14 protein-coding genes are annotated in these 18,052 nt (G+C 43.5%); 12 read left to right on the top strand and 2 right to left on the bottom strand.

Annotated elements, in window-relative coordinates; translation table 11 throughout:
- Positions 1-40 precede the first annotated feature (40 nt).
- From recC to H571_RS0102155, 8 genes are all read left to right on the top strand, one after another.
- Complete coding sequence (gene recC / locus H571_RS13895) at positions 41-3,610, top strand: exodeoxyribonuclease V subunit gamma (protein WP_036217279.1); 3,570 nt, start codon at positions 41-43, stop codon at positions 3,608-3,610.
- Complete coding sequence (gene recB / locus H571_RS0102125; RefSeq protein WP_027847865.1) at positions 3,607-7,449, top strand: exodeoxyribonuclease V subunit beta; 3,843 nt, start codon at positions 3,607-3,609, stop codon at positions 7,447-7,449. The genes recC and recB overlap by 4 nt, the downstream gene beginning before the upstream one ends.
- The gene (gene recD / locus H571_RS0102130) at positions 7,446-9,572 is read left to right on the top strand and encodes an exodeoxyribonuclease V subunit alpha (RefSeq protein ID WP_027847866.1); all 2,127 of its coding nucleotides are present in this window, start codon (positions 7,446-7,448) and stop codon (positions 9,570-9,572) included. The genes recB and recD overlap by 4 nt, the downstream gene beginning before the upstream one ends.
- A gap of 79 nt (positions 9,573-9,651) precedes the next feature.
- On the top strand, positions 9,652-9,939 hold the full coding sequence (locus tag H571_RS0102135) for a hypothetical protein (protein WP_027847867.1): 288 nt from the start codon (positions 9,652-9,654) through the stop codon (positions 9,937-9,939).
- A 29-nt stretch (positions 9,940-9,968) separates the two neighbouring features.
- Entirely contained in the window at positions 9,969-10,271 is a 303-nt protein-coding gene (locus H571_RS0102140; RefSeq protein WP_027847868.1) for a CopG family antitoxin, read from the top strand.
- Positions 10,272-10,316: 45 nt separating this feature from the next.
- Positions 10,317-11,054, top strand: coding sequence for an envelope biogenesis factor ElyC (elyC, locus tag H571_RS0102145; RefSeq protein WP_051168082.1), 738 nt, complete (start codon positions 10,317-10,319; stop codon positions 11,052-11,054).
- A gap of 101 nt (positions 11,055-11,155) precedes the next feature.
- A complete protein-coding gene (locus tag H571_RS0102150) occupies positions 11,156-11,503 on the top strand; it encodes a type II toxin-antitoxin system RelE/ParE family toxin (protein ID WP_027847870.1) in 348 nt (115 codons plus the stop codon).
- Entirely contained in the window at positions 11,500-11,802 is a 303-nt protein-coding gene (locus H571_RS0102155) for a helix-turn-helix domain-containing protein (protein WP_027847871.1), read from the top strand. Before H571_RS0102150 ends, H571_RS0102155 begins: the two co-directional genes overlap by 4 nt.
- Positions 11,803-11,815: 13 nt before the next feature.
- Here the strand turns inward: H571_RS0102155 and H571_RS0102160 are convergent, their stop codons facing one another.
- Positions 11,816-12,238 carry a PACE efflux transporter gene (locus H571_RS0102160; protein ID WP_027847872.1) on the bottom strand — a complete coding sequence of 141 codons (423 nt, stop codon included), beginning with the start codon at positions 12,236-12,238 and terminating at the stop codon, positions 11,816-11,818.
- 331 nt (positions 12,239-12,569) lie between these two features.
- On the opposite strand from H571_RS0102160, the gene H571_RS0102165 reads away from it, so the two are divergent.
- The 4 genes from H571_RS0102165 to H571_RS0102180 all read left to right on the top strand — a co-directional run bounded on the left by H571_RS0102165 (position 12,570) and on the right by H571_RS0102180 (position 17,293).
- A complete protein-coding gene (locus H571_RS0102165; protein WP_027847873.1) occupies positions 12,570-12,851 on the top strand; it encodes a DUF503 domain-containing protein in 282 nt (93 codons plus the stop codon).
- A 72-nt stretch (positions 12,852-12,923) separates the two neighbouring features.
- The gene (locus tag H571_RS0102170) at positions 12,924-14,702 is read left to right on the top strand and encodes a hypothetical protein (protein WP_027847874.1); all 1,779 of its coding nucleotides are present in this window, start codon (positions 12,924-12,926) and stop codon (positions 14,700-14,702) included.
- 55 nt (positions 14,703-14,757) lie between these two features.
- Positions 14,758-16,413: a nuclease-related domain-containing DEAD/DEAH box helicase gene (locus H571_RS0102175; protein ID WP_027847875.1), complete on the top strand. Its 1,656-nt coding sequence runs from the start codon at positions 14,758-14,760 to the stop codon at positions 16,411-16,413.
- 160 nt (positions 16,414-16,573) lie between these two features.
- Positions 16,574-17,293, top strand: coding sequence for a YebC/PmpR family DNA-binding transcriptional regulator (locus H571_RS0102180; protein ID WP_027847876.1), 720 nt, complete (start codon positions 16,574-16,576; stop codon positions 17,291-17,293).
- Between the two features lie 43 nt (positions 17,294-17,336).
- Here H571_RS0102180 and H571_RS0102185 read toward each other — a convergent pair whose 3' ends face one another.
- Positions 17,337-18,029, bottom strand: a complete 693-nt coding sequence (locus H571_RS0102185; RefSeq protein WP_245562311.1) for a class I SAM-dependent methyltransferase — start codon at positions 18,027-18,029, stop codon at positions 17,337-17,339.
- Between the last annotated feature and the right edge of the window lie 23 nt (positions 18,030-18,052).

Below are 18,052 nucleotides of genomic sequence, written 5' to 3' on the forward strand. Positions count from 1 at the left end.
GGTCTAATACAAAATGGACTCTAACTATTAAGGAAGCACTATGCCTACCACCCTTGGCCCTTTAGAACCTGGCTTTATGCTATTACAAGGCAATCGCTTGGAAGACTTGCGTGATTTGCTAAGCGAATGGATTACCAGCTACCCACTAAAGCCGTTAGAAGACGAATGCATTTTAGTACAAAGCAACGGTATTGCTCAGTGGCTTAAAATGGCTTTATCCAGAGACCAAGGGGGTTGTGGAATAGCTGCGGCCATGAAGGTAGATTTACCCGGGCGCTTTTTGTGGCAGGCTTACCGCAGTGTTTTTGATGAATTACCCGAGATTTCCCCTTACGACAAAGCCCCCTTAACTTGGCGACTTTACCGCCTATTAGGTGACTGGCCTGCTTTAGAAGCTCGTGTGCAAAAACTGGGCGAAAACCTTGAAGAGCTAGAGCCATTAAAAGGCTTTCTTAACCAAGATACCGACCCCCGCCGTTTACACCAGTTAGCCGCCAACCTTGCCGATTTATACGACCAATATCAGGTGTACCGTGCCGATTGGCTAGAGGCTTGGGAAAAAAACAATAACAGCTTAATTACTGCAAAAGGCCAAGTTAAACCACTAGAAAAAGCCGACCTTTGGCAAGCAGTCGTCTGGCGTTTATTAGTAGAAGATGTACAGCAAGATACCGACTTGCCCGATGCTACTAGCCCTTGGGCAAGGGCTAGCCGCGCCACTATTCACCAAGCTGTGATTAAAAAATGTGAAAGCTATACGCCAGAAAACCGCCCAGAAGATTTACCCCGCAGGGTATTAGTCTTTGGTATTTCTTCTCTACCACGCCAAACCCTAGACCTGCTACATGCCTTGGCACCTTTCACGCAAATTATGGTATTTGCCAGCAACCCTTGTCAGCATTATTGGGGCGATTTAGTAGAAGGCAAAGAACTGCTGAAGCGGGAATACAAGCGCATTAGCGAACGCAAAATTTCTGCCGACCTTAACCCCGAAGATTTGCACCTAGAAGGCCATCCTTTATTAGCTTCTTGGGGGAAACAAGGGCGTGACTATTTACACCTGTTAGATGAGCAAGATGAACCCGACAGCTACCGTGAAAAGCTAGCCTCAATTAAACGCAGTATCGACCTTTACCGTGACCCGCTTGATGAAGGCAACAGCTTACTAAATCAGCTGCAATCAGATATTTATAACTTACGGCCATTAAAAGAACGCCAAGAACTCAATACCCCAATCGACCCTGAAAAAGATACCAGCCTGCAGTTTTTAGTTGCCCACAGCGCCCAGCGTGAAGTGGAAATTCTGCACGACCAACTGTTAGCTACTTTTGAAAAAGCTCAGCAAGAAGGTAAAGAACTGCCACCCAGAGAAGTGCTGGTGATGGTACCAGACATTAATATGTATGCGCCGCACATTCAGGCAGTCTTTGGGCGTTACGCAGGTAAATATGAAGAAAGAGACCCACGTTTTTTACCTTTTCATATTACCGACCAAAGCCAGCGTGGACAGAACACCTTATTGATTGCCCTAGAAAAACTACTGCAATTACCTAGTTCACGTTTTGCGGTTAGTGAGCTGCTCGATTTATTAGACACACCGGCGTTACGTGAGCGTTACCAGTTACAAGAAGCAGATTTGCCACGCCTTAAAGAATGGATTCAGGGCGCTAATATCCGTTGGGGTTTGAATGCTCAGCAAAGGGGCGATTTAGGCCTGCCAGCCGAAGAACAAAATACCTGGCTGTTTGGCTTGCGCCGTTTGTTATTAGGTTTTGCCAGCGGTTCCAGTGACGCTTGGCAAGGTATAGAACCACATGATGAAGTCGCAGGTTTAGAAGCAGCTTTATTAGGCCCCTTGACGCAATTATTAAAAGATTTAGAACTCACCCGTGCTGAACTGCAAAAGAAACATACCCCAGCCGACTGGTTAGTAACCTTTGAAAACTTGGTGACGCGTTTTTTTGTTGATACCAGTAAAGCCGATAGCTGGGCGTTAATGAATTTAGAAATTCAGTTAGAGAAGTTAGAAAAAGTTTGGCAACACGCCAGCCTTAATAAGCAAAAATTACCGCTTGAAGTAGTCGCAGAAGAATTACTCAGTGCGTTAGATCAGCCCACCCTAACCCAAAAGTTTTTAGGCGGTGCAATTAACTTTGCCACCCTAATGCCCATGCGTGCGATACCTTTTCAGCAGGTGTGGTTATTGGGCATGAATGATGGTGATTACCCCCGCAGCGTTCGCCCTGCCGACTTTGATTTAATGGCCAAAGACTACCGCCCTGGCGACCGTTCCCGCCGTGAAGATGACCGTTATTTGTTTTTAGAAGCACTGCTTTCAGCCCGTGAAAAGCTAGTGATTAGCTGGGTGGGGCGTAGCATTCGAGACAACACCCCACGACCCGCTTCAGTACTGGTTGGGCAACTGCGAGACCACCTAGCCGCTGGTTGGAATTTAAAGCTAGAAGACTTAACTACCGAGCACCCGTTACAAGCGTTTAGTCCTAAATATTTTATTGAGCCAGATAAAACCAGTGCTACTTATCAAGCCGATCAGCGTTTAATAACTTACGCGCATGAGTGGCAAGCGTTAGTTAGAACAACCAATTCCCAGTCAGCTAACCATGAGGCTGCTACGCCCGAAGTGTTGCCGCTCTGGCTTCCTGAAAACGCCATTACGCTTAGGCAGCTGAACGACTTTTTGCGTTGCCCAACCGAAGCCTTATTTAAAGAGCGTTTTAAAATTTATTCTTCCCGAGAATTAGAAATTCCGGCAGAAGTTGAAGGTTTTGAATTCGATGGATTAGAAGCTTGGGGCTTAAAAGACAGGATTATTCAGCAAACCTTTCAGGCGGGATTAACCGCCGATGAATATGAGCAACAGCTAGAGGGCGCACTAACCAAGTTAGTTAGCCAAGGCACTTTAATTAAAGGCGCTTTTGGTGAGCATAAGGGCAAAGAGTTAACCGAACTTTTACCCGAATTATTTGCTAACTGGCAAGAAGCCCGAGGTAATTTACAACCCTTAGCCAAGCCTTTAACTGGCTGGCATGAAACTCCTTTAGAGCAGGGCATAATTAAACTTGAATTAAGCAGCGCTTATTTATTAAGTAATGCAGAGCTAAGCCACTACTCGCAAATTATTGTGCAAACCAGTCATCTAGTTGATAAAAATAAAGCCTACTCATGGAGAAACTTAACCCTGCCATGGTTGCAGCATTTAGCGGCTCAAGTCTTGGTTAAACAACCCATTACAACCCATGTTTTGTCGCCCAAGGGTAAGGTGGTTTTAGAAGGTTTACCTTTAGAAGAAGCACAAAATCTATTAAACCAGCTGGTAGGCTATTGGTGGCAAGCAATGCAAGCGCCTTTACCAACGGCATTAAATTTAGCAATTCAATGGCTAGAAAGTTTAGCTAAAAAACCAGGTGAACAAGATTTAGCCTTTGAAAAATCAGAAAAAGGCTACCAAGCCGATGCCAATTATGCTGAATACTTTGCGCACCTTTTTCCAGATTTTGATTCAATTTCTAAACAAGCCAACTTTGTAGCTTTAATAGAAGGTGTTTACAGCCCTCTTTACCAAGCCGTTAAATCGGAGGCCAACTCATGAGCAGCTTAATTAACCCTTTAAAATACCCACTCAAAGGTTCTGCTCTAATTGAAGCCAGCGCCGGTACGGGTAAAACCTTCACCCTAGCTTTGCTTTATGTGCGCTTGGTTTTGCAGCAAGGGGGCGAGCTAGCGTTTAAAGAAGCGCTGCTACCACCCAATATTTTAGTGGTCACTTTTACCCGAGCAGCCACTAAAGAGTTGCGTGATCGTATTCGCCAGCGCCTAGTAGAAACAGCCCAAGTGTTACGCAATGAGCAGCTAGACAAAACCACCACCGACCCATTGCTGTTGGAATTACGTCAGGCATTAATTGATGAAGGTGAAGCTGCTGGTCAAACAAACCAAGCAAGAGTTTTAGCTAGCGCTGCTTACAAGTTAGAAATTGCAGCTCAGTGGATGGATGAATCGGCGATTTCAACCATTCATGGCTGGTGTTATCGCATGTTAAAAGAACACGCTTTTGATAGCGGAAATCTTTTTCAACAAGAGCTAATTGAAAGCGAAGTCGATTTATTGCAGCAGGCAGCGGAAGACTATTGGCGTAACTTTTATCTATCACTTGATGCCACTAACCTAGCAAAAGTTTTAGAGTTTTTTGGTTCGCCCCAAGCAACCCGTTTAAAACTCTATGGTTTGTTAGATAACGTGCACCTTTTAGCTTCACCTAAAGCCGCACCTGCGGCGTTAATTAGCAAGGCAGAAGAAGAAAAGAGCAATACTTTAAAACCACTCAAAGAGCAGTGGCAGCAAGAATTTTTACCGGCATTGGAAGCGGCATTTGATGAAGCCAAAAAGAAAAAAGCTTATAAGGCCCAGTCATTAAATGCGGGGCATATTCGAGGTGTTCTTGAGAAACTAGCGGCTTGGGCAGCAAGCGATGAAGAAAGCACTGGCCTAGACTATGCCAAAAGCAACTCCTTTAAACGCTTGGCTTTGTTAGATACCAGTATTTGGACAGATGAAACGGCCATTCCTTGGGGTAATTCGGGTAGCAAAGCACTGGCAGAACTACCAGAACAACTGGCCAGCTTGCCTAGCCCTTTTAGTGATTTGTTATGCCACGCCGCGCATTGGATTGCCAAGCGAGTTGAACAGGTTAAAAAGCAGCAAAGCTTAATTAGCAATCAAGATTTATTAACACGCTTAGACCAAGCCTTGCAAGGTGAGCGAGGCGAACAGTTGGCTGCTTCAATTCGTCAGCAATTTCCGGTTGCTTTGGTGGATGAGTTTCAAGATACCGACCCAGTGCAGTACCGTATTTTTAATAGCATTTATACTATTGAAGCCGCTTCTGAAGATAATGCCTTCTTTATGATAGGTGACCCTAAACAGGCTATTTATGCTTTTAGGGGGGCAGATATTTATACCTACCTAGCCGCAAAAAAAGCCACGGGTAATCGTCACTATACTTTGGATCGTAACTTTCGCTCAGCTCCAGATTTAATTAAAGCAGTTAATGGTTTATTTGCTTTAGGTGCGGCACGTCCGCAAGGTGCTTTTCTTTTTAAATCTGCTGAAGCTGCTGTTGACCCTATTCCTTTTGTTGAAGTGCAAGCAGGTAAAAAAACAGACCTTTGGTTAGAAGTGGAAGGGAAAAGGTTTTTGCCTATGCAGGCTTGGGTGGTCGCTAAGGGTGAAGACGGTAAGTTAAACAAAGAAACCTATGCCGAACTGATTAGTGAAACAACGGCTTCTCAGGTTGCTGAGTTATTAATTGCTGCACAAAATGAAAAGGCTTGGTTGGTTGAAGCGGATAAAATAGAAGGTGAAAAAGAGCGTCGGGTACTGTTACCTGCTGATATAGCTATTTTAGTTAACAACCGTGCTGAAGCGGATAGTTTGCGTGCTGCACTGACTGACAAGGGTGTGGCAAGTGTGTATTTATCAGAAAATAACAGCGTTTATCAATCGGCTGCGGCCAAGCTGCTATTGCACCTTTTACAAGCGGTAGCTGAACCTTACAACGATGCCTTATTGCGTAAAGCGCTTTCTTTGCCGCAAATGGGTTTGAGTCTTTTAGCTTTAGATGAATTAAATAATGATGAGCTAATTTGGGAAGAAAAAGTTCAACAATTTGTAGGTTATCACTGGGTTTGGCAAAGCAAAGGTAGCCTTGCTTTGGTTCATTTATTGATTAAAGATTTTGGAATTGCCGAGCGTTTGTTACAACAAACAGGTGGTGAGCGCCAAGTTTCTGACTTGTTGCACTTGGCTGAATTACTGCAAAAAGCATCAACTGAATTAGACGGTGAGCAGGCGTTAATTCGTCATCTCCAAGAGCAAAATACAAGCCCAGATGAAAACAGTGACCTTCAACAGCTGCGCTTAGAAAGTGATCGGCAACTGGTGCAGGTGGTGACTATTCATAAATCTAAAGGGCTGGAATACCCTTTAGTCTTTTTACCCTTTGCTACTAACTGCCGTGTGACTAAAAGTTCTGACTTGCCATTAAAAATGCATGATGAGCAAGGTTTGTTGCAACTGCATTTAACAAGCAGTCCAGAAATTCTTGCTAAGGCAGAAAATGAGCGTTTAGCCGAAGATTTGCGCAAACTCTATGTCGCTTTAACCCGAGCCAGTTATTGCCAATGGATAGGGCTAGGCGAAACGCAGGACTACCAAGCAAGTGCGCTAGCCTATTTGTTAGCTGCTAACGAAGACTTGCCTTTAATCGACCTGGTTAATAATGCTGGGTTAGAAGTAACTGAGCTAGTAGCCAACGATGTCTTTTTTCAGCCTAAACCCGCCACCAACTTTAAAAAGATTACAACACCCCAAACTGGCGAGCTAACCAATTGGTGGATTGCCAGTTATTCTGCGATTCAATTTCAATCAGTTGCTGGGCAAGTGGTTGAAGAGGTTTTAGAAACTGACAGCCCAGCCGTTAATCAAGGTTCGCTAGACCAAGACACGACTCACTCTAGTGACGAGCAAATGGCTGAAGAAGATAAAATTTCTCAATCCAAACCAGCAGAAGAAGCACAACCCCCTGCAGAGCTAGGCCCCATTTCTGCCACCAATATTATGCACCACTTCCCCGCTGGCGCAGTTTGGGGAACCTTGTTGCATAGTATTTTAGAATGGGCGGCTGTTCAGGAATACACACCAACCGAAGGCAAAAAAGTTAAAGGTTTTGCTGCGGTTATTGCTGAAAATAAAAAAAGTGAAGGTGAGTTTTTTGTTTTCTGTAAAAGACGACGTATTGAAAAGTTTTTTGAACCGCTTTGGGGTTGGCTGGTTAATTTTGTTCACCAAAAATGGCAGCTAGATGCTTTGGGTGAAGATGCAGAAGGTAAAGCTATTAGCTTTTCGCTGAGTGATTTAAAACCTAGCCAGCTAGCTGTAGAGCTAGAGTTTATGCTGGAAAGTCACCGAGTAAATACTGTAACGCTAGATAAAATAGTTAGAGCGCAGACATTGAATCAGGTGAGTCGTCCGGTGGCTAAGCCCAACTTTTTAAATGGCTTACTCAAAGGTTTTATTGACTTGGTTGCTGAACACGATGGCCGTTATTACGTGATTGACTGGAAATCTAACCGCTTAGGCCGCAGCGACACTGACTATACCCAAGAAGCCATGCTGAAGCAGATTTTAGAGCACCGTTACGATATGCAATATGTTCTGTATTTGGTGGCACTGCACCGCCAGCTAAAAGCACGTTTGCCAGAATACAACTATGACCTGCATGTGGGCGGCGCTATTTATGTGTTTTTAAGGGGCATGAATGATCAGCTAAGCGCAGGGCTGTTTTGTGACAAACCACCCAAGGCACTGATTGAAGAACTGGATGCGCTTTTAGCAGGAAGCAATCAAAACCAACAAGGAGCGGCATCATGAGTAAGCAAAATACTAGCCAACAACGACTAGCCCAATTAGAAAGCTGGGCCGAGAAAGGCGCTTTGCGTTTACTCGATGTGGCTTTAACTCGCTTTATTGCCGAACAAATACCCCAAGCCAGTGATGCCTTGCTTTTGGCAACGGCCTTGCTAAGTGAACGCAATGGGCATGGCCATGTATGTTTAGATTTGCAGGCAGTTTTAGCAGAACCTGAATTGCAATTAGTAGAAGATGAGCAGGCAGACTTATCAACCCAAGAAGCAGCCGAGCCAGGTGTTTCAGGGCTAAGTATTGCTGAACAGCTAACCCGCTGGGTTAAGGACTGGACTTTAAATGGCTGGGTTGAGCAGTTATTAGCCACGGCTGCGGTGGTCGATAAAAGAACTTTAAGTAATGCTAACAATGCCAATGCTGACACCAGCCCATTAGTTTTGGCAGGCAGCCAAGAAAAACCCTTGCTGTATTTGAGGCGTTATTGGGTTTATGAACAACAAATTCAAAACGGCATTCAACAGCGTTTAGCCATTCAACAAGATTTACCTTTAGAGCCAACACGCCAGTTATTAGACCAGTTGTTTGTCGATTTTAAACCCACCCAAGAACAACCCCTTGATTGGCAAAAAATAGCCTGCGCCCTAGCAGCTAGAACAGCTTTTGGTATTATCACTGGCGGCCCAGGTACAGGCAAAACCACAACGGTAGTGCGTTTGTTGGCTTTGCTGCAAGGCTTGCAAATGCAGGCTGGAAAAACACCTTTAGTGATACGTCTTGCTGCGCCCACGGGTAAAGCGGCGGCACGGCTGAGTGAATCTTTGGCAGGCAGTGTGGCCGATGTAAAATTACCTGCTGAATTGGCCACTTGCCGAGATGCTATTCCTACTGAAGTTTCAACCCTGCACCGCCTTTTAGGCAGCCAGCCAAACACTCGCCACTTTCGCCACCATGCGGGTAATCCTTTGCCTGCCGATTTAGTGGTAGTCGATGAAGCGTCAATGGTCGATGTAGAAATGCTGGCACGCTTGTTAGATGCCTTAACACCAAGCACGCGTTTAATTTTACTGGGCGATAAAGACCAGCTCGCTTCGGTTGAAGCCGGTTCAGTACTGGGTGATTTCTGCCAAAACGCAGAAGCAGGCAACTACACCCCAGCCACCCAAGCTTGGCTGAAAGAAACCACAGGGCAAAGATTACCCAGTGAAATGCTTAATGAACAAGGCAGCCCTTTAGCCCAAGCCACCAGCATGTTAAGGCGCAGCTACCGCTTTGATGCTTACCCCGGTATAGGCAAATTAGCCCAGTTAGTTAACTCAGGCCAAGCCACCCAAGCAGAGCTAGAAAAAGTGTTTGCCAGCTATCAGCGTGAAGGCGAAACAATTAGTGCTAATGCCAACCTTGAATTAATAAAACTAGCCAAGCCAGATTTTAAAAAATCAGCCGCAGAACAAAAAGACCCTTTAGCACCACTTAAAAACTTGGTTAAAAAAGGCTATAGCGGCTACTTAACCACTCTGCTTGAACAACAACCAACCAGTGATGAACGTGAAGCTTTAGATGCTTGGGCGTTAGCCATTTTTGCTGCCCACCAAAAGTTTCAGTTATTAACCTCAGTTAGGCGAGGTGTTTGGGGTGTAGAAGCCCTTAACCAAATGACACTGACAGCTTTAAAACAAGTCGATAAGTTTAAAGACTTGCTGGCGGGCAACCAGCTTTGGTATTCAGGCCGCCCTGTGCTAGTCACCCGCAATGATTACAGCTTAAAGCTAATGAACGGCGATTTAGGTATTTGTTTAGAATGGCCACAAACGGCTAACTCATTTTCTAAAAAGAAAATTCTACGTGTCGCCTTCCCCGATGGAAAAGGCGGCGTGCGCTGGGTGTTACCCAGCCGCTTACAAGGCGTAGAAACCGTTTTTGCCATGACAGTACATAAATCACAGGGTTCAGAATTTACCCACACCGCATTAGTGCTACCTTCAGCCGATAATCCCGTATTAACCAAAGAACTACTCTACACAGGCATCACCCGCTCCAGCCAAGCTTTTACTTTAATTTATAGTGATAAAAACGTGTTAGAAAGCGCTTTAAAAAAGAAAGTAGAACGAACCAGTGGGTTGCAGAGTTAGGTAATATTTCTTGGCGATGTATATACATTAGGTATATACTTTATTTGAGTTAATTAACTATTAAATAACTGGGTGCAGCATGGGATTGCTGATTTCTGTAGCGGTAGCTAAAAAACTACGAGTTAAACATAACGTTAGCGAAAATGAGATTCGCGAGTGTTTTGCTAACCGAGAGAAGGCATTTTTAAAAGATAGGCGTGAAGCGCATAACACAGACCCTCCGACACTTTGGTTTGTAGCTGAAACAGATTACGGAAGAAGGTTAAAAGTTGTGTTTATGCATTACGCGACAGAAAACAAGTGGGTAATAAAAACAGCTTATCCAGCTAATGCAACTGAAATACATATTTATAATAAGCATGCTTAATAGGTTTCTAGGTAAGTTGGGGTGAAATGATGACTAAGATTAATAGTATTAAAGGAACCACTGAAGCTTGGGAAAAAGGCTTGTTAGGACGTGAAGAAGAGTTTGTTCAAAAAGTAAACATTGAGTCTGAAGTAATTGATGAAGCTTTGGCTTTGCAGGCTATTTCAATTCGTTTACAAAAAGGCTTATTAGAAGACCTTAAAAACATAGCTCAAATTAGAGGGTTAGGTTATCAGCCGCTAATGAAACAAGTGTTAAAGCGTTTTGTTGATGCGGAGAAAAAGCTTTTACTGCAAGAGCTTGCCGCAGAAGAAATGAAGGAGCAAGCATGAGTTTGGCTAACCTAGTAGCGATACAAAAAATAAATAAGGACTTTTATGCAGCTGGGTTTTTATCTTAAAAAAGTTATAGGCATGCTGTTAATGCCTATTCCCTTTACCTTGCTTTTGTTAGTGGCTGGGTTAATTCTTTGGCAGCGTGCACCTAAAATAAGCCGAGGGCTAATTGCCGTTGCTGGTGTGTTGCTGGCGCTTACTAGCTGGCAGCCTGTTAGTGATGGATTAATTCGACCATATGAAGAAGATTACCCGCAGTTTAATCTTGAGCAACCAGTTGCTGCAGTAGTGGTATTGGGCGGTTGCCATAGCACTGATAAACAAATGCCTCCGGCCGCACAACTATGTTCTTCTAGCTTATTTCGTTTAATTGAAGGCTTGCGTATTTTGCAGGCTAATCCCCAAGCTAAGTTAATGCTTTCTGGTTATGCCAGTACCGATATTCGTCCACATGCTGAAGTTATGCTAGAAGTAGCTTTAAGCATGGGAGTGGCAGAAGACAGAATCCTTATTTATTCCACCCCTAAAGATACTCAAGAAGAAGCGGAAGCGATGCACGCCGAACTTTATGGTAAAAGCTTTGCTTTGGTCAGTGATAACTCACACCTGCCACGCGCCATGAAGTTTTTTGAGCAACAACAACTAACCCCTATTGCTGCACCAGCACTAAAAATGAGCGCTAATAAATCTGATTGGCGGATAAATGCAAATGCTGCCTTAAAAAGTGAACGAGCTGCCTATGAGTTTTGGGGTAGTTTGTGGCAGCGTTTAAGTTTTTAATTCATTTTTTAGATTATTTCGTTAAAAATTAGCAGTTGCAGAATATAGCTTTTAGGCTATATTTATAGCTGGCTATTTTAACAAAATTAGGCAGGTTGTTTATGTGGGAGGTTGTTACGGTTGATTGCTTCGACCAATGGTTTCTTTCTTTAAGTGATGATGTGCAGCAAAGTATATTGGTGGGTTTGTATAAGCTAGAAGCTTTTGGTCCTATGTTAGGTCGGCCTGATGTCGATACTTTGACAGCTACTCATAAAGTTAAAAACCTGAAAGAGTTGAGAGTTCAGCATAGAGGAAAACCTTACCGTGTATTTTTTGCTTTTGACCCGCAACGCAAAGCCGTTATTTTGTGTGGTGGCAATAAGTCGAATGACAAACGCTTTTACCAAACTTTGCTGCCTCTAGCTGAAAAAGAATTTCAAGCATATTTAAAAAGGTTAAAAAAATGAGTAAGCCGCTAAGTGAATTATTAAAAAAAGTTAATCCTGAAGTTGTTGCAGCTGCAAAAAAACAGGCCGAGCAGGAAGTTTTTGAAATGCAGCTAGCCTTATTAAGAGAAGAGCTAGAGCTTTCACAAGTTGAATTAGCTAAACGTTTAGGTATTTCTCAGCCATCGGTTGCCAATTTAGAAAAACGTGGGCAAGAAATTAAGCTGTCTTCGCTTAAGCGTTATATTGAGGCAATGGGTGGTAAGCTAACTTTAGATATTCAACTCGCTGATGGTCGCCACATTGGAATAAATTTTTAGTTTATTCTTTTAGTTAGTGATTGGTTCTTGCAAATACCTGGTCAAACAGTAGGGTAAACACAAAGGTATAAACCAAGAAGAAAGTCAGTAAGGCGATTTCCATACTTATAGCTGTCCACACGCCTACGCCGTACCAAAGCATATAAAGCGGTAGGCAAATTAATAAAAGCCCCCCTTCAAAACCTAGAGCGTGCAAGGTGCGAGTTTTAAAAGTGCGGACTAAAACTTGTCTACGCTGCTCGCAAGCTTCAAAGCCAGTATTGTAAATAAAGTTCCAAACAACTGCAGCGGTCGAAACAATAACGGCAACAGGTAAGGATTCTTGCATATCACCTTGATTAATTACCATTAAAAGCAGTGTTGAGAAGAGAATACCAAGCAGTTCGAAGAGGGCGACATAAAGAAGACGGCGCTTGATAGGGCTTAAAACAATCAACTGAAACCCCACTGAGCCTTGCTTGGCCCTTTAAACAACGAAGAGCCGGCCCGTCCCGGTTGATATTTAAGTGTGGAAGCTTGCTTCCAAAATGCAGAACCACGGTTTCCGCTCTGCGGGCAAGATTCTAACCCTGTCGTTAATAAAACTCAAAAAATTAAATTTCACCCTAACTTGAGTTATGAGCCGAATAGAGCTGTCTTTTGGCTCAGCTAATGAGCCGAATAGGGTTTTAATCGGCTCATGCTTTTATTTATGGATTAGCTTCCGAGCGGTGGGCGCAGCACTCGCTATAGACTAGCCAATTAAGCTTTTAAATTAGGAGAAGGTTTTGCATCTAGGCATTTTAACTTTAAATTTTTCGTTACCCGGTTGTGCTTCTTTAAAAGAAAAGCGGCAGCGTATGGGTGGTATGCATGAGCGTTTTGGGCGTAACCCTGCGGTGGCCGTTTGCGAAAGTGGTGAACATGATTTACACGAATCGAGCGAATGGTCTTTTGTGGTGGTGGGCAATACTAAGCGGGATGTTGAATCTTTGTGTAGTCAAATAGAAGAGAAAATACAAAGCACTGTTGATGGGCGGGTGATTAAAGCAACCAGAGAATTTCTCTAGTCTGCTACAGTAGCGACTTGGTTTGTCGCATCTACCCTGCATACTGGTGAAGACTAGACAGGGAGACTCACCATGACGCAGCAGTTTGAAATTTCTAAAAAAGATTCTTTGGGTGGTTTACGCTTAGAAAACACTCAGCTTAGCCAGTGGCAATGCCCTGATGCTTCAATCAAAAACCTCGATTTATGGAATGCCCCGCACCTTACTAAGCTAGACCTTAGCCTTTGTCTGCCGGGCATGCATTTAATGCTGGTTAACTGCCCAAAGATTACTGAAATTATTTTACCGGCTGGTGCGCCCTGCTATTTACACCTAGACAGCCCCACTTCCCCCAACTTAACTATTCAAGGCTCTATTGCCGCCTTTGATGCCTGCTGGCCTAGTCAGCAATTTCGTGTGGAAGCGCCGGTAGAAAAGCCGTGGCAGAATGCCAGCCTTGCTGAGGCAGATTCACTCAATAGAGTCACCAAACAACAGGCTAGCGAGTTAGCTATTATTTATGGTCAGTCAGTCAAGGTGCAGCAGCCAATTAAATTGCCAGCGACTCGCCATTTGTTATGGTTGGATGCCAAACACTTAAGTCATCTTGAAGTGGTTGCGCCAACACAGTTAGAAAGGCTAGAGCTTTATAACGCTTTAAACCTACAAACAATAACCACCAATCACTTAGTAGAAGCATTAGAGCTGCGTGCTTGCCACAATTTAAGCAGTGTTGAAGGGCAATTAAGTTACCTGCAAGTGAGTAATCATAAAGGCAAAGGTTCGTTAGTTATTCATCAAGCGGTGGATTTTTTATTATTGCAAAGAGCCGATATAACTGAACTGGTAGCCCAAGATATAAAACGCTTAGAAGTTAATTTTTGCCGCGGTTTAACCAAGGTAGTTCTGCCCACAATTTGTGATGTAAGTTGTGAAGGGCCGGTACCCTTGCCTTTAAGAAAAACAGCGCGGCTGTTTATTAATGAAGCCACGGTTAAAGAGTTGCTGAAGGAATACCAGCAAGGTAAAGCACAAGCCCTGGAAGATTTGCGGCCTTTAGTAGTGCAAATGGTTGAACCAGTGCAAGTGCCTAGGGCTTTAAAACTGTTGAATGATTTGCTGCAAGCTGGCGCTGACCCAGAATGGGTTTGGCAAACACGCCAAGAGCTATCGGCACGGCATTTACGTGGACGACGTAAAGCGAATCAACGCAACCTGCTTTTATCTGAGCAGCAGCTGCAATATGCACTTAAACAGTGGCGCTGGAATTTACCGACCGACCTTAACGAAAATGCTTGGCTAGATGATTGGCGTATTTGGGTGGCTTGCCTTAAGAACCCTAAAGCCCAAGCGTACGCCAAGGTAATGGCTAAGCGTTTAATAGAAGCAGAAATTCAAGCAAGAAAACCAGATGTACCCATGAGAGTTTATCTTTGGGTACGCCATTGGTTAAATGCGGGCGATTTACAATTAGTGCCCGTACAAAAAATGCTAGAAAAAATACTTAAAGCCTTGGTGAAAGAATACAAGGTTAACCACCTTAGAATGGTTGGTTTTGCCGAAGATACTCCCTTGCCTGTGCAGTTATTGAAGCAGCTTACTTTGCAACTAAAAGTGTTAACAGGCGATACCCAGCCATTGCGACAAGCTTTGTTTGACTATGAGTACCGAATGTTAGCAGTCAGTGATTTATTAGAAAGAATGCAAAGCTTAATCACTGAAGACCCGGCGGCTGCACGCCGCCATTTATTGCATATTGCCGCACAAAAGCCTGAGTTTTGGCGTGGACGAGGCAGCAAAGCTGAAATAGCCAGCCTACCAAGGCAAGCCAGAGCTATGGCAATTAGCATTGGTAGTTTACAACCGGCTTAATTCTATTAAAGTGGGCCTAATGAATTGACTCATAACTAATAATAAGGAGTGCCAAATGGCGCAGGTCTACCCCCGCTTAAGTGAAACTGAACTAAACAGCTTGTCTTCAAAAGCTGAAGCGGCACTTTATCGCCAACTGCGCGACCTTGAATATCCGGGGCTAGAGGTTTATCACAGCCTAGCCACTCAAAATCGTGATGAGCGGGGCACTTGGATAGGTGAAATCGACTTTTTACTTTTTCATCCACAAGAAGGCATTCAGCTATGGGAAGTAAAAGGCGGTGGTATTCGTGTTGATGGTCAAGGCCGCTGGTTTTCACAAGGTAGGCAGGGTGAATTTCCACTAACCACAACGCCTTTAGCGCAACTACAAAAAACCACTAGCAGTGTCTTAAAAGGGCTAGAAAGGGCGCTCGGCCAGTCAATTCGTTTACCTATCGCACCGGTGTTAGTTTTTCCAGACACTTCAACTTGGCAAGGTGGTTTTCCAGATTTAGCTTTAAATGATGACCATCTATTATTGCGTAATCAATGTTTCCCGCTCACTGTAAAAACAATTAGTCGCTGTTTTAAAAACGCACCTTTTTCAGGGCCTAGGGCAAGCAACGATTTACCTTTAAGCAGTGTAAATGCCAATTTAATTCGTACCCGTTTATTGCGCCCGCTTTGCGCTTTAATTAGTACAGCTAGCGACCAAGCCGATGCAGTGGAAGCAGAGCTATTTAGGCTAAGCAACGAGCAGCAGTGGGTGTTACGCTTATTAGAAAATATTCCACGTATGGCTATATTTGGTGGCGCTGGTACGGGCAAAAGTATTTTAGCGCGCTTGCGTGTTCAACAATTAGCTGAAGAAGACAAAAAGGTATTATTTTTGTGTTTTAACAATGCCTTAGCCGATGAACACCGCAAACAGCTAGCAGGTTCTACTAACTTAGAAAATATCGAAATAGCTACTTTTCATCAGCTGTGTGCTAGTCGTGCTGAAGCCGCAGGTTTGGCTTTTCAACCCAATAAAGCTGAAGATATTGTCGGTTTTTATAACGAAACGGCACCTAATCTTTTATTAGAAGCTTTAGAAAAAAACCCTGAAAGCTGGGATGCGTTAGTCGTTGATGAAGCGCAAGATTATTTATCTGACTGGTGGTTAATTTTAAATGAAATGTTGGCAGAAAAAGCTAACGTCACTTTAGTGGCCGACCCGCAACAAGATTTATATATGCGTGGATTTACTTTACCTACCGATATTTTTTCAGACATGGTTCCTTACCCTTTTGTGCTGCATCAAAATTACCGCAATGCCCACGAGATAGCGACTTGGTTAAAAGAAAATCATGTTTATGCAGCCGATCCTAACGACCAACTGCCTAGTAGTAATCGACCTGTTGAAGTGTTTACTTGGAAAGATGACAAACAACAGTTAGAAAAATTAACAGAACAACTTAATAAGCTAGAAGAGGAAGGCTTTAAACCTAAAGACTTGCTACTGCTTACACCGCACAGCCTACCTAACAGCCCTGCAATGCAAGGCTTATTAGCAGAAAAGCCAGAATACAAAGTTTCTTGTTATAACGTGGCTGCCGCCAAAGGTTTAGAGGCTAGAGGTGTTCTACTGCTAGATTTAGGTACCAATGAATGGACTAGCAAGCCAGCGATGGAATATGTGGGTGCTTCACGTGCGAAAGTATTTTTGAAACTTTTTAAAAAAGCTTAATCTTTTAATCTTGCTCGATTTGTTGGCTTCTAGCTAAGACTCAGAACTACCAACTTGTAAGTGTACTTTGCCTGCTTGTAATGCAAGACAGCAAGTTGGGCAAAGGCTACAATTAAATGGTTTTTTCCTCCAATTCACTAACTACTAGAAGTCATTTCCTATGGGTCGCGCATTCCAAAATCGTAAAGTTTCAATGGCCAAAACGGCTGCTGCTAAAACCAAAGTTTATTCACGCTATGGTCGTGAAGTGTATATGGCTGCTAAAAATGGTGGGACTGATCCTTCTGCCAACCTTACTTTACGTAGCTTAATTGACCGAGCAAAAAAAGACCAAGTGCCATCTCACGTGCTAGAAAAAGCCATAGAAAAAGCCAAGGGCGGTGCAGGTGAAGATTTTCAGCCTTCACTTTATGAAGGTATAGGTCCTGGTGGCTGCCTGGTGCTTATTAGTGCGTTAACCGACAATGCTAACCGTACTTTTGGTGATATTCGTGGCATTTTTACCAAGTGCAAAGCTAAGTTAGGTAGTCAGGGTTCGGTTTCTTACTTGTTTGATCATCGCGCTATGTTTGTATTTGCTGGTGAAGATGAAGAAGTAGCATTAGAAGCGCTGATGTTAGCCGATGTCGATGTTTCAGATATTGACTGTGAAGATGGCATGATAACGGTGCTGGTGCCACCAACTGAATACTTCAAAACTAAAACAGCCTTGATAGAAATGAATGCAGGAATAGACTTTGAAGTTGAAGAAATCACCTACCTACCACAAACAGATCACCCTATAGAAGGTGATGATATTGCTAGTTTTGAACGTTTTGTTGGTTTACTAAACGACCTAGAAGACGTTGCACAAATTTATCACAACGGCATGTTTGAATAGACAACTGTAACTACACCTGGACAAATGCTAATGTGAAAGATTATCATTTGTCTGCCGTTTTTTTAAGCAAAATCACATCGCTACCTAAATAAACCTGCTCTAACTGCCAGTGCTTTGCTAGCCATTTAAAACAGGCTTCGCTAAAAAAGCTGATGTGGGTGGGGTCTGCTAGGTAGCGCCAATTTTGAAAGGCGGCTAGGTCTCTAGGGCGTTGGGTCATTATGCCTAAAATGCCTTCCGGCTTAAGGCAGCTCACTAGTTGGTTCATCACGTCTGCTGGCTGGGCTAGGTGCTCAAATACTTCAGTGCTTACTATAAAGTCGTATTTTTGCTCAAGTAATTCTGGGTGATTTGCAAAATAAAGGTCGTAATTTGCACAACTAACCCCAACTTCTGCAAACATTAACGATAGCGTTGGCCCGGGGCCACACCCAAAGTCGAGTCCAGTTATTTTATCTTGAGATTTGTTTAATAGAACAAGTTGCTGCAACATTGGCTGTTTTATGCGGTCTAAAAATTTTCGATAGCCAAGGTCGTTGGGGTTATTTTCATGTTGCTGGTAAATAGCTATCTCTGCAGGTTTATCCCAATGAAAAGCAGGCGGCACAAAAATTAAGTCACACACTTTGCAGCGATGGTATTCACGCCCTAGTAAGGGCTTATGGGTTTGTATGTGCCATAACTCGGTTGAGTTTGAATGGCATAAAGGGCAAGAAAACACTAAGTACGACAACACAAAAAGCATCCTAAAGTAAACTT

The organism is Marinospirillum minutulum DSM 6287 (genome assembly GCF_000422325.1).
Classification (GTDB): Bacteria; Pseudomonadota; Gammaproteobacteria; order Pseudomonadales; family Halomonadaceae; genus Marinospirillum; species Marinospirillum minutulum.